Source organism: Arenibacter algicola (assembly GCF_018860365.1).
GTDB classification, from domain to species: Bacteria; Bacteroidota; Bacteroidia; order Flavobacteriales; family Flavobacteriaceae; genus Arenibacter; species Arenibacter algicola_B.
Genome location: NZ_JAHKPO010000014.1, coordinates 466743 through 482439, shown reverse-complemented (window position 1 = coordinate 482439; position 15697 = coordinate 466743). Strand labels below are relative to the sequence as shown.

The 15697-nt window shown below is 38.8% G+C and carries 16 protein-coding genes; 3 read left to right on the top strand and 13 right to left on the bottom strand.

Annotation, left to right across the window (positions count from 1 at the left end):
• Positions 1-3 precede the first annotated feature (3 nt).
• The 11 genes from ribB to KO529_RS13300 all read right to left on the bottom strand — a co-directional run bounded on the left by ribB (position 4) and on the right by KO529_RS13300 (position 11292).
• On the bottom strand, positions 4-1146 hold the full coding sequence (gene ribB, locus KO529_RS13350) for a 3,4-dihydroxy-2-butanone-4-phosphate synthase (protein ID WP_215948370.1): 1143 nt from the start codon (positions 1144-1146) through the stop codon (positions 4-6).
• Positions 1143-2558, bottom strand: a complete 1416-nt coding sequence (locus KO529_RS13345) for an LptF/LptG family permease (RefSeq protein WP_247097113.1) — start codon at positions 2556-2558, stop codon at positions 1143-1145. Before KO529_RS13345 ends, ribB begins: the two co-directional genes overlap by 4 nt.
• Positions 2559-2630: 72 nt before the next feature.
• Positions 2631-3275, bottom strand: coding sequence for a LolA family protein (locus KO529_RS13340; protein WP_215948368.1), 645 nt, complete (start codon positions 3273-3275; stop codon positions 2631-2633).
• A 31-nt stretch (positions 3276-3306) separates the two neighbouring features.
• Complete coding sequence (locus KO529_RS13335; protein ID WP_215948367.1) at positions 3307-5694, bottom strand: FtsK/SpoIIIE family DNA translocase; 2388 nt, start codon at positions 5692-5694, stop codon at positions 3307-3309.
• 128 nt (positions 5695-5822) lie between these two features.
• Entirely contained in the window at positions 5823-6188 is a 366-nt protein-coding gene (locus tag KO529_RS13330; protein ID WP_215948366.1) for a diacylglycerol kinase family protein, read from the bottom strand.
• Positions 6181-6687, bottom strand: a complete 507-nt coding sequence (gene tpx, locus KO529_RS13325) for a thiol peroxidase (protein WP_215948365.1) — start codon at positions 6685-6687, stop codon at positions 6181-6183. The genes KO529_RS13330 and tpx overlap by 8 nt, the downstream gene beginning before the upstream one ends.
• Positions 6688-6875: 188 nt before the next feature.
• Positions 6876-7133: a DUF6952 family protein gene (locus KO529_RS13320; protein WP_072861224.1), complete on the bottom strand. Its 258-nt coding sequence runs from the start codon at positions 7131-7133 to the stop codon at positions 6876-6878.
• Positions 7114-7428: a thioredoxin family protein gene (locus tag KO529_RS13315; RefSeq protein ID WP_215948364.1), complete on the bottom strand. Its 315-nt coding sequence runs from the start codon at positions 7426-7428 to the stop codon at positions 7114-7116. Before KO529_RS13315 ends, KO529_RS13320 begins: the two co-directional genes overlap by 20 nt.
• A gap of 75 nt (positions 7429-7503) precedes the next feature.
• Positions 7504-8148, bottom strand: a complete 645-nt coding sequence (locus KO529_RS13310) for a peroxiredoxin (protein WP_215948363.1) — start codon at positions 8146-8148, stop codon at positions 7504-7506.
• A 386-nt stretch (positions 8149-8534) separates the two neighbouring features.
• Complete coding sequence (locus tag KO529_RS13305) at positions 8535-10010, bottom strand: Na+/H+ antiporter NhaC family protein (RefSeq protein ID WP_215948362.1); 1476 nt, start codon at positions 10008-10010, stop codon at positions 8535-8537.
• A gap of 61 nt (positions 10011-10071) precedes the next feature.
• The gene (locus KO529_RS13300) at positions 10072-11292 is read right to left on the bottom strand and encodes an aminotransferase class I/II-fold pyridoxal phosphate-dependent enzyme (RefSeq protein WP_215948361.1); all 1221 of its coding nucleotides are present in this window, start codon (positions 11290-11292) and stop codon (positions 10072-10074) included.
• A 156-nt stretch (positions 11293-11448) separates the two neighbouring features.
• Here KO529_RS13300 and KO529_RS13295 point away from each other — a divergent pair, with 156 nt between their 5' ends.
• Together KO529_RS13295 and lpdA are read left to right on the top strand one after the other, a co-directional pair.
• Positions 11449-11907 (top strand): Lrp/AsnC family transcriptional regulator, encoded by a 459-nt coding sequence (locus KO529_RS13295; protein WP_215948360.1) that lies wholly within the window; start codon positions 11449-11451, stop codon positions 11905-11907.
• Positions 11908-12023: 116 nt separating this feature from the next.
• Positions 12024-13430, top strand: coding sequence for a dihydrolipoyl dehydrogenase (gene lpdA, locus KO529_RS13290; protein WP_215948359.1), 1407 nt, complete (start codon positions 12024-12026; stop codon positions 13428-13430).
• Between the two features lie 106 nt (positions 13431-13536).
• Here the strand turns inward: lpdA and KO529_RS13285 are convergent, their stop codons facing one another.
• Complete coding sequence (locus KO529_RS13285) at positions 13537-13773, bottom strand: CDGSH iron-sulfur domain-containing protein (protein WP_215948358.1); 237 nt, start codon at positions 13771-13773, stop codon at positions 13537-13539.
• Positions 13774-13827: 54 nt separating this feature from the next.
• Entirely contained in the window at positions 13828-15027 is a 1200-nt protein-coding gene (locus KO529_RS13280; protein ID WP_215948357.1) for a heparan-alpha-glucosaminide N-acetyltransferase domain-containing protein, read from the bottom strand.
• 134 nt (positions 15028-15161) lie between these two features.
• Here KO529_RS13280 and KO529_RS13275 point away from each other — a divergent pair, with 134 nt between their 5' ends.
• Entirely contained in the window at positions 15162-15695 is a 534-nt protein-coding gene (locus tag KO529_RS13275; RefSeq protein WP_215948356.1) for an NADPH-dependent FMN reductase, read from the top strand.
• Positions 15696-15697: the final 2 nt, after the last annotated feature.

Below are 15697 nucleotides of genomic sequence, written 5' to 3'. Positions count from 1 at the left end.
TTATTAATACGTTACGTAATCCACAATTTCCAGTCCGTATCCTACAAGCCCTACTCTTTTAGTTTGGGTAGAATTGGATAACAGCCTTATTTTGGCAATATCCAAATCGTGCAAAATTTGGGCACCAACGCCAAAATCCTTGGCGTCCATATCCACTTTAGGGGCCTTGTATATTCCTTGTTTTTGCAACTCCTTCAGTTCCCCCAATCGGCCCAAAAGGTTCAAAGATTCGGTTTCCTGATTTATAAAGACTATTGCCCCTTTGCCTTCTTCATTGATGGCATTGAACATGTCCTCCAATTTTTTGTCCGGATTGTTGGTTAGGGTGCCTAATATGTCATTGTTGATCAAAGTAGAATTTATACGGGTAAGCACCTTTTCATCTTTTTTCCAGGTTCCCTTGGTCAAAGCTATATGAACTTGATTATTGGTGGTCTGTTGGTATGCCCTCAGTCTAAATTCGCCAAACCTGGTAACAATATTAAAATCTTCCTTTTTACGGATCAGGCTATCATGTTCCATACGATAGGCTATCAAGGCTTCGATAGACACAATTTTTAGATCAAATGTCTTGGCTACTTTTACCAATTGGGGCAATCTGGCCATAGATCCATCCTCGTTCATGATCTCAACGATGACCCCGGCAGGTTTTAGTCCGGCCAAACGGGCAAAATCAATGGCCGCTTCGGTATGTCCCGTTCTTCTTAATACACCACCTTCTTTGGCTACAAGGGGAAATATATGCCCCGGCCTTCCCAAATCATGGGCCTTAATACTTATATCTGTCAGCGCCTTAACGGTACTTGCACGATCTGCGGCAGAAATACCTGTGGTAACACCATGACCCCTTAAATCTACAGAAACGGTGAAGGCGGTTTCCATAGGATCAGTATTGTTATGGACCATCATGTGAAGACCCAATTCCTTACATCTACCTTCCGTGAGCGGTGCACAGATCAACCCTCTACCATGGGTAGCCATAAAGTTGATCAATTCTGGAGTGGCCAATTCTGCAGCTGCCAAGAAATCCCCTTCATTTTCCCTATTTTCATCATCCACTACAATAATTACCTTGCCTTGCCTTATATCCTCAATAGCTTCCTCAATGGTATTTAGCGTAATAGCCTTTTCAACTTTTGTTGTCATGTCACTGCAATTTTATCTTTCTTCTTAAATACGCCCTTAAAATAATCCAAAATACTCCCAAAGGACATTAATCCTTTGTCTGCCGTTGCCCTTCTGGTTAGAAAAACACCTAAAGGTAACATTATAAATGTAGATAGCCATGCACCTATAATAGGATTAATATTCCCCTCCTTGGCATAATTCCCGGCAAATACACCTATAAAGTAATAGGTTAGGAATAGAACAATTGCGATAACCATAGGCAAACCTAAACCTCCTTTTCTTATAATGGCACCCAATGGGGCCCCAACAAAGAACAAAATAATACAGGATAATGCCAATGCATATTTTTTGTGGAGCGATAAAATGTGAAGACGATATATCTTATACTTTATTTGAAGCTCATTTTTCTTTCCCTGAATACTTGTTATAATATTGGAAGTGGCACTTTTTGCAGAACTTAATATCTGTGTCTGGTGCCAGGAAGGAAAGAGGGCCAATATACTATCGGTATCCTTCTTGGTACCCAAAGAATCCATTTCTTTCTTTTTCTTGTCAATATTAACTTGGCTTAAAGAATCGGGCTTTTTCAAGGGCACGAAAGCACCCATTCTTCCAACGATATTCTTAGAAAAAGCAGTTACCAATTTTACATTGTCCTCTTTTAGGGAATCTATATCCTTGGTTAAGCGGGAAATATTTTTCATCTTATCCGTACTTACATCCCGCTCCTCATCCAAATCTACGTCGTTAAGGTCCGAAAGATCCTTGTTTATGGTATAAGTCTTAAAATTGGCCTTGGTAAAAGGATTTTTCTTCTTCTCCTTGTTATTTTTAGTGGTCACGTCCCAGTAATAATGCCCATCCTTTAATACCAACTGCAGAATGTCCGATTCCTCACTACTAATAAGCTCTCCTGATTTGGCCTTGATAACAGTGGTATTGACCTTTGTTTTGGATTTTTCATGGATAATGACATTTTCCAAGAATCGATCATTTTCCCCATATTTACGGTCTACCTTCATGTTCATTTCCGTACCTTCCAAATCACTAAAAACTCCCTCCGAAATAATCGCCGCGGGTTTAACCTTGGCAATATTCCTTCTTAAATTGTATATTTTTTGTTCTGAAATTGGAATAATATTATTGGCAAAATAAAAAGTGACCCCCCCTAAAAACGTAACAAAAACAATGAGGGGCAACATGGCCCTCTGTAAGGAAATACCAGAGGCCTTCATGGCCGCAAATTCATAATTCTCCGCAAAGGAACCAAAGGTAAGTATGGAAGAAAGCAATACCGTCAAGGGAATTACCCGTTCCATTAGATTGGGCATAAGGTAAAACAGGAATTTTCCAATTATGAAAATATCCAATCCCTTTCCCGCAAAATCATCAATAAACAACCAGATCGTTTGAAATACGAAGATAAACATCAGTATTACGAACGAACTGAAAAAATTAAAGAGGAACCTCGATAATATATATCGGTCTAGAATTCTCAATGTCTAATTTCTTATGATGTAGTACCCATCATTTTTATACTTGTTCTCGTCAAAAGTAAATAAGGTTTTGGACAAGGGCTGGTCTATTTTAAAAGAATTAACAGTAATGGTTGTTTTTGTACCGTTCTTCCCCGTTTCAATAAGCTTGTAGATATGCTTGGTCTCCACATCTATGCCCAACAGAATAGATTTGATTTCTGAATTGGTATCGATGGGTGTCAACTTCACAAACTGTATTTTTCTTCCTTGGATATTTTGCAGAATATCCCAGTCATAGTTATGTCCCTGCTTGTAGAAGGTAAGCATTTTAGATGGCGTAATGGTGTTTTCATCATCCAATTTTTCTTCAATGGTCACCTCTTCATTTTCTGGAACAACGGTATAAACCTTTTTCCCATCATATATTTGCTTGGAGCCCAAATAATTGAATAAATACTTATCACCCTGCATAGTTACATCCCCTCTTGTTTCGGTGTTTATGTTGGCCTCCTCGTTATTAAGACTATATTTAAAGTCTACAAAAATATTGTCGTAACTTTTTACCTTATTATATACTTCATCCAACAAAGTTTTGGCCTTCGCAGAGTTTTGGGCCATAGATACTGAAGTAGTTAATACCAATAATATAATAGATAATTTAATTTTCATTTTCTTTTATTTAAAATTTTAACGGTGCCTTCTATGCACTTTCATTGCTTAAAAGTTGATCCAAGGCATAAATATCAGGTACCAATACCTGACGAGCCTTACTACCTTCAAAAGGACCAACAATACCTGCCGCTTCCAACTGATCTATAATTCTCCCGGCCCTATTGTATCCCAATTTCAACTTTCGCTGTATCAAGGAGGCCGAACCCTGTTGTGCTATTACAATTACTTCTGCCGCTTCCCTGAACATGGCATCACGGTCAGATATATTATAATCAATACTTGTGCCAGAATCATCATTTCCTGAGTATTCCGGAAGTAAATGCGCATCTGGATAAGCCCTTTGCGAACCTATAAATTCAGTAATCTTAGCAACCTCTGGGGTATCCACAAAAGCACACTGAATTCTGGTAACATCATTGCCCTGTGTAAATAACATATCCCCACGACCAATCAATTGATCGGCACCTTGGGTATCCAGAATGGTCCTCGAATCTATTTTTGAGGTAACCCTAAAAGCTATCCTAGCTGGGAAGTTGGCTTTTATAATCCCTGTAATTACATTAACCGAAGGTCTCTGGGTTGCAATGATCAAGTGAATCCCAATAGCCCTGGCCAATTGTGCCAATCTGGCAATAGGGGTTTCCACTTCCTTACCGGCGGTCATGATCAGATCGGCAAACTCGTCTATGACCAACACTATATAAGGTAAGAACATGTGCCCATCATTGGGGTTCAGTTTCCGCGCCTTAAACTTGGCGTTGTACTCCTTTATATTACGAACCATGGCCACCTTTAACAACTCGTAACGGTTGTCCATTTCTATACAAAGCGAATTTAAGGTGTTGATTACCTTATTATTATCCGTAATAATAGCTTCTTCGGAATCAGGTAACTTGGCCAGATAATGCCTTTCAATCTTATTGAATAGCGTAAGTTCCACCTTTTTGGGATCTATAAGAACAAACTTAACCTCTGCTGGATGCTTTTTATAGAGCAAAGAGGTCAATACTGCATTTAGACCAACAGATTTCCCTTGTCCAGTGGCTCCTGCCATCAATAAATGGGGCATTTTAGCCAAATCTACTACAAAAGTTTCATTGCTAATGGTTTTTCCAAAAGCAATGGGCAATTGCATTTCCGCCTTCTGAAATTTACTGGAGGCGATAACGGAACGCATGGATACGATAGTGGCATTTTTATTGGGTACTTCTATACCAATGGTTCCCTTTCCGGGTATAGGAGCAATAATCCTAATGCCAAGTGCCGCCAAGGACAGGGCTATATCATCCTCAAGATTTTTTATTTTTGAAATTCGCACCCCGGCGTCAGGTACAATCTCATATAGTGTAACCGTGGGACCAATGGTAGCCTTAATCTGAGCAATACCAATTTTATAGTTCTTTAGGGTCTCAACAATTTTATTCTTATTCTCCTCCAGCTCCTCCTGGTTGATGGTAATACCACCCGTGGCACCATGCTGATCCAAAAGATCCAATGGGGGAAACTTAAAATTGCCCAATTCCAATGTAGGGTCAAATTCACCGAAATCCTCCACCAACTTATCCGAAATATTGTCCGATTCCTCTTTCTCTTCCTTAATTTTTTCCACTTCCATGGCAATAGTATCCTCTTCTGGACCCACCTTTACTTCAAACTCCTCGTCATTGTCCTCTTTTGCCAAAACGGGGATATCTTTCTTATGGGTGTAGGTGTCTATTACCACTGGGGTTTCTTCCTTTTCATCTTCCTCCGTAAATAAAATATCGTTCTCCCTGTCACTGTTATCAACCTTGGCAGCCTTACCGTTTTTAAATTCGGTAGCCAAAGATTTTCCTTTGTCGTTTATATAAGCAACTGCCTTGTCCGGTGAAAATTGGAACAACCTTACCAAAATAACGATCAAACCAAAAAGTAATAAAAGAAAGACCCCGACTTTCCCTCCATAATCCTGAAGAAAATCGTTCATCTCGTACCCGACCATACCACCTAACAACGGTTTTCCAGATGCAAAGAAGCCCAGGGCAACAGAGAACCAGATTATAAATACCAAGCCCCATATCCATTTTCGGAGCAGCCCTTGTTTCTGCATGCTCAAAAACATGTACAGCCCAGTTGTAAAAAGTAGAAAAGTAAATATGATTGAAGAAACACCAAATCCTTTATAGAGCACAAAATGACTTACGTTGGCTCCAAATTTGTTCAATAAATTTCTAGCCTGTTCATTCCTGTTTGCAAATTCTGTCAGTAAGCTTTGATCGTCTTGCCAGGTAAAATAAAAGGAGACAAAAGAAAAGAACAGCGCTATACTTAAAAGCATTAACAACCCCCCAAAAATAATTTTGTTCTGTTGCGATAGTTTTAAGGAAAAGCCTTTTTTAGTGGGTGTTGACTTTGGTTTTTTTACCTTTTTTGCCATTAAATCTTAAATTCTGGTGGCTAAATTACAAATTTACTTATGAACTCATTAGAACTTTTCCGATTGAAATAGCATTTTACGGAAACTCTGTACAAGCACGATAGGGAATAAGGTGCAACTAATAAATCTTATAAGAGTTTAGGAATATAGATGATAAGGCCTATAATGGATGCAGCAATGGATACCAACATGACCGCACCGGCGGAAATATCCTTAATAAACCCAATTTTTTCATCAAATTCGGGCTGGACAAAATCCGCAATTTTTTCCACGGCCGTGTTTAATCCCTCTATTCCCAGGACCAATCCAATTGCCAGAATTTGAAGGATCCATTCCGTGTTGGAAATTTCAAAATAGAATCCAGCAGCAGTCATCACCAAGGTAATAAAAACCTGTATCTTGATACTGGATTCTGTTCTTATTAAGAGTAATGCTCCCTTTAAAGCGAAACCAACACTCTTTATTCTATTCACCAAGAAGCTTTCCTTAGGCATCCATCAAGGCTTCTAATGCCGCTTTGTAATTGGGCTCGTCAACGGTTTCTGCAACCTGCTCGGTATAAATAACCTTTCCTTCCTCGTTCAATACAACCACTGCCCTAGAATGAAGGGATTGAAGTGGTCCGTCCGAAAACTCCAAGCCATAGGCCTTTCCGAAGTTACCGTCCTTGAAATCGGACAACATTTCTACATTTTCTATTCCTTCGGCACCACAAAAACGACCTTGGGCAAAGGGAAGGTCTTTGGAAACACATAAAACCTTAGTGTTCTCCAATTCGGCAGCTTCCTTATTGAATTGCCTTACAGATTGGGCACATGTACCCGTATCCACACTGGGGAAAATATTTAATACCACTTTTACACCTTTGTAATCGTCCAAATGTGCATTGGACAAGTCTCCCTTGGTCAAAGAAAATGCGGGGGCTTTACTTCCTGCTTTAGGTAGTGTTCCTATAGTGTTTATGGGGTTTCCTTTAAGTGTTACTGTTGCCATGATTATTTTTTTAAATTTTGCGTGAAAATAAAAAATATATGATTGATATGTTAGGAATAATGGATAAAAAAGTAGGATTACAAAAAGCCTAGTCCAGAGGGTAAACTAAAAGAAAATCCCTCTAACCAATGAGTTGCACAGTGGAATAGAGGGATTAACCGCAATTGGTCTGATGGATTCCTTTACAATTATTTGTCTATAGAACCAACTACCCGTTGCATAAATTCGTTCAAGGCCTCTTTTTGGGGCTTACCTTCTTTAATGGATTTTTGTACCTCCAAGGCTCCGTATAGATTGGAAATCAATTCACCAATAACATCCAATTCCTCATCTTTTAATGAAGACACTTCGGTGATGGACTCCAATGTTTCTATGGTTTCCAATACATAATCCTCATCATTTTCAGCTATAAAGCTCGTAAGGTGTTTAATTACTGGTAATTTCACTGATCAAATCTTTTAAAACTTCATACTTATTGGTCTGTACCTGATTCTTGAATTCACCATCGCTAAAAATGGCAAAAGTGGGAAGATTGTCCACGTTGGCCAACTTTCTGGATTCAGGAAATTTCTCTGCATCTGCAAGAACAAAGGTAATATCCTCGTTAATGGAGGCCTCTTTTTTAAACTTGGGCTTCATTATTCTACAGTTGCCACACCAGGTAGCCGAATATTGAACAACCACATTTTTATTTTGATCAATAATCTCTTTCAGATTATCATTTTCCAATTCAACTATCATAAATTCTAAATTTAATTTTATAAAAAAGGAGTCAATTCAAAATATAAATTGACTCCTTATATTTAATTTCTGAATTTAGTTTGCGTGTGCAGACAAATAACTGGCAACACCATTCCTATCTGCGGTCATAGCATCTTTACCTTCTTCCCAGTTGGCAGGACAAACCTCTCCTTTTTCTTGAACGTGGGTATAGGCGTCTATCAATCGTAAATATTCGTTTACATTCCTACCCAAAGGCATATGATTAATTCCTTCATGGAATACGGTACCTTCCTCATCTATCAAATAGGTGGCTCTGTAAGTTACGTTGTCTCCATCTACCATAACAACACCGGTTTCCTCATTATACTGCTCATTGGTTATATCCAATATACCTAAAGTAGAGGCCAGGTTTCTGTTGCTATCTGCAAGAATAGGGTAGGTTACCCCTTCAATACCTCCATTATCCTTAGCTGTATTCAACCAAGCAAAATGAACTTCGGCAGTGTCACAAGAAGCTCCGATAACCAAAGTGTTTCTTTTTTCAAATTCTCCCAAAGCAGCTTGAAAAGCATGCAATTCTGTTGGACAAACAAAAGTGAAGTCTTTTGGATACCAAAACAAGATCACTTTTTTATTGTTTTTTTGAGCTTCCTCCAAAACATTCAATTTGAAAGTGTCGCCCAAATCGTTCATTGCATTAACGCTAAGATTTGGAAATTTTTTACCTACTAAAGTCATATTTATAAATTTTATACTATTAATTTCTGATGTAAAATTACAGCTAAATAAGGCGGATTGCCAGATTCTGGATTTAAAAAACTTATTCCAATATAACTATTGTATATACCTATGCCCATTATGGATTTTACTTGCGAAGTTGCAAAAAAATGAACGGTAAATTTCGCGATATAGCAAAGATGAGAGCTAAAAAATATCAAATTTGTTTTTTGAAAATGGAGCGAGTTTTAAAAAAAATCAATTATTGGTCTATTACCCATTTTGTTATAAGAGGTTTACTCATTACCTGCCCACATATAGTTTGAAAATTGGTCAATTTGATGAAAAATTATGGCAGAAATAATCACACCTAATTATAGAATAATGACTTGTCCATTACGCACTGATCAAGCAGCTGCCGAAGAGGTCTTAAGCTGCCTTATCTTAAGATGTAGTGCTGCAAAGAACAAGGTAGTAAAAGGACTTAACCAATTGAAAATGGCGTACACAAAATATTCTGCAACACCAACACCCAATACGCTCGATTGGTAGGCCCCACAGGTGTTCCATGGAATCAACACCGAAGTTACCGTTCCGGAATCTTCCAAGGTCCGACTCAAATTCTCGGGAGCCAAGCCCTTGTCGTGAAAAGCTTTCTTAAACATTTTACCCGGGATAACAATAGCCAGGTACTGATCACTGGCAATAGCGTTTAATCCAATACAGCTCAATACGGTACTGGCAAATAGCCCAAATACAGAAGATGCAATAGACAATAAGGATTTGGTAATTCGGGCCAACGCCCCAATACCGTCCATTATACCCCCAAATACCATGGCACAGCAAATAAGCAATATGGTCCATATCATACCTTGCATGCCTCCGGCACTGAACAGATCGTTCAACTTTTCGTTTTCCGTGACAATGGCGGTATCAACAAAAATAGCATTGAAAATAGCTGTTACATTGGAATCTGACAGGGTTTTCAATACTTCGGTTTGAAAAAACAGGGCAAACACCCCAGCCAGCCCTACACCAGTCCCCAAGGCAATCAGTGGTTTTGTTTTGAGAAGTATGAGTGCTATTACCACTCCTGGCACTATAAATAAATACGGGCTTATATTAAAGGTATTTTTAATAGTGTCCAATAATGCGCTTACATCCGCACTCCCAGAAGTCTCTATATTGAAGCTGATTACCGTAAAAACAACCAAAGTAATCAATATTGTAGGCACGGTAGTAATGGTCATGTACTTTATATGCGTAAACAAGTCAGTCCCTGCCATGGCGGGTGCCAAATTGGTGGTATCGCTTAAAGGGGACATCTTATCTCCAAAATAAGCCCCTGAAATTACAGCTCCGGCAATCATACCGGGATCAATACCCAATGCAGTTCCAATACCCACAAGTGCTATACCCACAGTTGCTGAAGTAGTCCATGAGCTTCCTGTGGCCACGGAGATTATAGCAGCAATAACCACGGAAGCTGGCAAAAAAATAGAGGGATTCAAAACCTTAAGTCCGTAATAGACCATGGCAGGGATAACACCACTAACCAACCAAGTACCCGCCAATGCCCCTACCAAAAACAAAATCATTATTGGGACAAGAACGCTTTTTAGGTTTTCCAGCACTTCAAGCCACATGGTTTTTAATGAGGTCTTATTAAAAAACCCAACAATAGCACTAATAGCGCCACCGATTAATAAAATAATCTGATTGGAATATTCCCCGAACCATTCCCCATCGGCATAGAAAATATTATAGGCCAACATCATCATCAAAAGAACAACTGGGATAAGGGCTTCCCAGATATTCAATTCCTTGTTTTCTACAATATGTTCATTCTCGGGTCCAGCGGGATTGGTACTCAGGTTCTGCATTTAGAAGCTATTTGTTACTTCGTAATATTACGATTTTGATATCTCTTCTGCAAACCCAATATTACACCTTTACACTTGAAGGTTTTAAAATATTCAATTGGATCAAACAGTCCTTCATAGCCATGTAGGTCCTATCAATATGATCATCCAATCCTATGGAAAATCTAATTAAACCATTGGACAGGCCCATTTCCAATTGTTCTTCCATTGGAATTTCTGAAGAGGTGGATGTTCCCGGTGCACTAAATAAGGTTTTATAAAAACCCAAACTAACCGCCAAATACCCCAAATGTTTCTTCTGCATTAGTTCCATTAGGGCATTGGCCTTCTCCAGAGACCCCACATCCAAAGTCAATAGTCCACCAAAGCCATATTCAGGATTAAATTGTTTTTTCATAACCCCATGCCCAGCATGTGATTGTAACCCAGGATATACTACCCCTAGTCCGTCTTTTTCAAAATTTTCGGCCAAGTACATGGCATTCGTACTATGTTTCTTCATCCTTAAATGCAGCGTTCTCATATTCTTTAAGATGGAAGAAGCCCTTAAACTGTCCAATGTGCTGCCCAACAGCATTCCAGCGCCATTATTCACATCCTTTAGGCCTAAACAGAAATCTTTGGTGCCACAAACCGCTCCGGCCACACAATCGCTAGTACCATTTATAAACTTGGTTAAACTATGGATAACAATATCGGCTCCCAATTTTGCAGGAGAAATGGATAAGGGCGAAAAAGTATTGTCCACCACCAAGGGAATATTATGCTTTTTGGCCAGTTTGGAAAGAGCCTCAATATCTGCCACCTCCAATAAGGGGTTACTGACCGACTCACAATAGATCATTTTTGTTTTTGGGGTTATGGCCATGGCCACTGCGTCCAAATTGGTAGTATCCACAAAAGAAGTTGCAATATTGAATTTCTTTAAAAAGTTCTTCATTAGGGCGTAAGTACCACCATAAATGGTCCTGCTGCTCACAATATGGTCCCCGGCATTGCACAACTGCAATATCACAGCACTAATTGCCCCCATACCACTGGCGGTTACATTGGCCGTTTCCGTGCCCTCCACAGCCGCCAATGCCTCTCCCAAATAAAGGTTGGAAGGGGAGGAGTGCCTACTGTAGAGATAACAGCCTTCCGTATTGCCTTCAAACGTATCGAACATAGTCTTTGCCGATAAAAAAGTATAGGTGGAAGAGTCGGATATAGAGGGATTAACCCCTCCGTATTCTCCAAAATACTGTAAATCCTGTAAATCATCAGATGCCTTAAAATCCATAATAAAATATTTATTTTACTATAAAATTAAGGGTATATCAGTAATTAATCAACCAAATAAAATAAATGTAGATTATAAATCTATATATTACATATTATTTAGTTTATTTTTATACTAGGAAACAAATAATAGCCAAACCAAAGAAAATATATCACCATGAAGTTTGACGAAATAGACATAAAACTATTGGGATTGCTACAAAATGACAGCAAAAAAACCACTAAGGAATATGCCCTTCAATTAAATCTATCGGTTACGGCCGTATACGAACGCATAAAAAGGCTGGAGAAGTTGGGGGTGGTAACCAAATATGTAGCTTTGGTGGATAAAAAGAAGGTAGACAAGGCTTTTACGGTACTTTGCCATATTAAACTGGTGCAGCACATTAAAGAGTATGTACTACAGTTTGAGCGGGAGGTACTTAAATTAAATGAGGTAGCGGAATGTTATCACACCAGCGGGGATTACGACTATATCCTAAAAATATACGTGGCCAACATGGAAGAATATAGGGAATTCATGATCACCAAACTTACGGCCATAAATCATATTGGAAGTACCCAAAGTTCATTCGTTATCAATGAGGTAAAAAGTACTACAGAAGTGTTCATATAATAACATTTGTCCATAAAACGTTCATATCCCAAGGAATATGAATGTTGTCCAAGAATAAAACATTCGTATTTTTGTATTCACATTAATGAAACTAATCTTTTCAATAAAATAATAATATGACCCAATATGATGTAGCCATTATAGGCTCAGGTCCTGGTGGATATGTTGCAGCAATCCGTTGTGCCCAGTTAGGAATGAAGACTGCGATAATAGAAAAATATTCAACTTTGGGCGGTACATGCCTTAATGTAGGGTGTATTCCTTCCAAAGCATTATTGGACTCTTCCCACCATTACGAAGATGCCGTAAAGCATTTTGAAGATCACGGAATTGAAATTCCTGGAGAAATCAAGATCAACCTAGAGAAAATGATCGGGAGAAAACAGGCCGTGGTAGACCAGACCTGTGCTGGGGTAAAGTTTCTTATGGACAAAAATAAAATTGATGTTTATGAGGGCCTAGGGAGTTTTAAGGATGCAACCCACATCAATATAAAAAAGAACGATGGTAAAACAGAGACCATTGAGGCAAAAAATATAATTATTGCCACAGGTTCCAAGCCATCCAGTCTGCCCTTTATTAAATTGGACAAGGAGCGCGTTATTACATCAACAGAAGCCCTAAAACTTAAGGAAATACCCAAACACCTTATAGTGATTGGCGGTGGTGTTATTGGATTGGAATTGGGACAGGTATATAAACGCCTTGGTGCAGAAGTAACAGTCATCGAATATATGGACCGTATTATTCCTGGTATGGACGGAGCACTTTCAAAAGAATTGCTGAAAGTAATGAAGAAGCAGAAGGTGAAATTTAATTTATCCCATAAAGTTAAATCGGTAGAGGCAAAAGGCAAGGAAGTAATTGTAAAAGCTGAGGATAAAAAAGGGGAAGAGATAACTTTTAAAGGAGACTATTGTTTGGTTTCTGTAGGAAGAAAGCCTTATACAGATGTATTAAACATTGAAGCTTCGGGTGTTAAACTGGAAAAGAACGGTACCATTGCCGTAAATGAACACTTACAGACCAATATAACAAATATATACGCCATTGGTGATGTTGTAAGAGGTCCCATGTTGGCGCATAAGGCAGAAGAGGAAGGAAGTTTCGTAGCCGAAATATTAGCCGGACAGAAGCCCCATATTGATTATAACTTAATTCCCGGAGTTGTTTATACATGGCCTGAAGTAGCCGCTGTGGGAAAAACGGAAGAACAACTAAAAGAAGCCGGAGTAGCCTATAAGGTAGGTCAGTTTCCAATGCGTGCCTTGGGACGGGCTAGGGCCAGTATGGATTTGGATGGTTTCGTTAAAATATTGGCGGATAAAGAGACCGATGAAGTTTTGGGAGTACATATGATCGGAGCCCGAATGGCAGATCTTATTGCAGAAGCGGTTACGGCAATGGAATTCAGAGCTTCGGCCGAAGATATTTCCAGAATGAGCCATGCACACCCAACCTTTGCAGAAGCTGTAAAAGAAGCTGCTTTGGCCGCCACCGATAATAGAGCCCTACATGTTTAAATAATTAAACATATTGATAATAAAATAGCCCCGTTAGATTATGTCTAACGGGGCTATTTTATTATAGTAATTCCTTAAATATTATACATCTGGATTCAAATTGTATTTACAACTTGTGGGTACCGTCGCAATAAGGTGGATTCTTGGTAAGTTTACAGGTACATAAATGGGCCCTTTTATCCTCTTCAGCTTCAAAAATTAAAGGGGGTGTGGCATTTTCGGCCTTGTGGGAACCATCACAAAAAGGTTGAACACTACTATGGCTACAGGTACACCACTTATATTTTTTATCCTTCTCCAATTCCACCGCAATTGGTGAAAATTTTTTATTCGTCTCGCTCATCTATATTTTTTGTGCGAAAATAAGCGAAACTCAAGTAGTAAAAAGATGGAACTACTAATTTTTTACCATTCTAAATAAGCGTATCAAAGATAGCTTGGATTTAAGCACGAATGCTTTTAATAGGGGCTGACCTTCCTCGTTCAACCAGGCTTCTCCCTTTTGTTGAACTAACTTAACAGCTGAAGACAATTGCAATTTTATATAAACTTTGTTTCTTTCATATTGTAGCGCCAGCATAGTAGTTGCCACCATAAAGGCCAGAGCACCGGGAATTACTATAGTAGGGGACAAACTGTGGTTCAGGAAGTAATAAAGTCCCAAACCTGTGAAACTTCCGTATAAAATAATATAATGGATCACATAGATAGATAAGGTACTTTGTCCTATCTTAAGTACGCTACTATTGCTCATAAATTTTCTAAACAACATAAATATGGCAAATACCAAGGAGACATCCCCTAATCGTATAAATAGATAGTTATTAAAATAAACTTTCGAAAACACTAACATTCCGGTCCAGTTATACAGCTTTAAAAAGAAGCCTGAGGAATAAAACAAAAGACCAAAGCCCACAATGGTAAAACTAGCAATGGCAACAGGATATAAAAATTTAAAATTCTTGAATCTATTGAACAATACAGACATAAAAGCCCCAATAGCAGCATACCCAAACCATGGTATTATTGTGAACACAGATCCATTGGCCTTGGTCAGGTAATTGGCTATCATCTCCGGCAGATAATGATGGGCGTATTGTTTATAATTTGGTTCCAGCACGAATAAGACCAGGGTAGTGGCCAATAACACTCCAGGGAACAAATATTTATTTCTGGAGCTGGTAAGAAGATAGATACCAATAATCCCCAAAATAGAAAGACCAATACAGTGCAAAACATCTACCAAATAAAAAGAACCATAAATCTGGCCCTTTAACAATCCAAAGAAGTTTAATCTAAGCAAGTAACCTATGGCCAATAACTGCAACCCCCTTTTTATCCCTTTTTTTACCCTTGGGTTATTAAACCCAATCTCATTCCCTTTTATCAGCAAATAAGTAAAAATAAAACCGGAAACCGTAAAAAAGACTGGTGCCGTAACCCCCCTAAAATATTTCCAAACAGAATAAACCGCATTGGAATTATCCCTAAATGCATTATCCAGCAATCCATCCACGAAATGCCCCTGTAGCATCATAAGGATGGCCCATGCCCTCATAGCATCAATAAAATACAATCTCAGGTTGTTATTCCCCATATTAACTTTTATGTACACCCTATATACTTGTAAAACAGTGGCTTTGGATGTTTTCGCGTGCAAAATTATGCAATTTCCTCGCAATTCAATCTATTTTACGGTATTTTCGTTGTGCAAACATTTAAATAATCAAGATGTCCCGTATACTGGCATTTGCCGGAAGCAATTCCAGCACCTCCATCAATTATAAATTAGTAAAATACACCACCTCCCTTTTTATGGATCATGAGGTTGAGCTTATAAATATGGCCGACTATAATTTTCCTGTCTTTAGTGAGGATTTGGAAAGGGAAGAGGGATATTCCGATTTACTGCGAGAGCTAAAAGATAGGATAGTACGTGCCAATGCCTTGATTATTTCTGTAAATGAACACAACAGTAATCCTTCCGCTTTTTTCAAGAATGTATTGGATTGGTTGTCCCGGGTGGACAGGAATTTCTTGGCGGACACAAAGATTTTACTAATGTCCTGTTCTGGAGGCAGAAGGGGAGGCACTGGCTCCTTAGAGGTTGTCAAGGGAATGTTACCTCGATTTGGGGGCGAAATTACAGCTACCTTTTCTTTACCGTCCTTTAATCATACCTTTGACAAGGCCAAGGGTATAACCGACCCTGAGCTTGCCGAAGGCCATAAAAACGCTTTGGAAATATTCTTGTCACAAATTTAAAA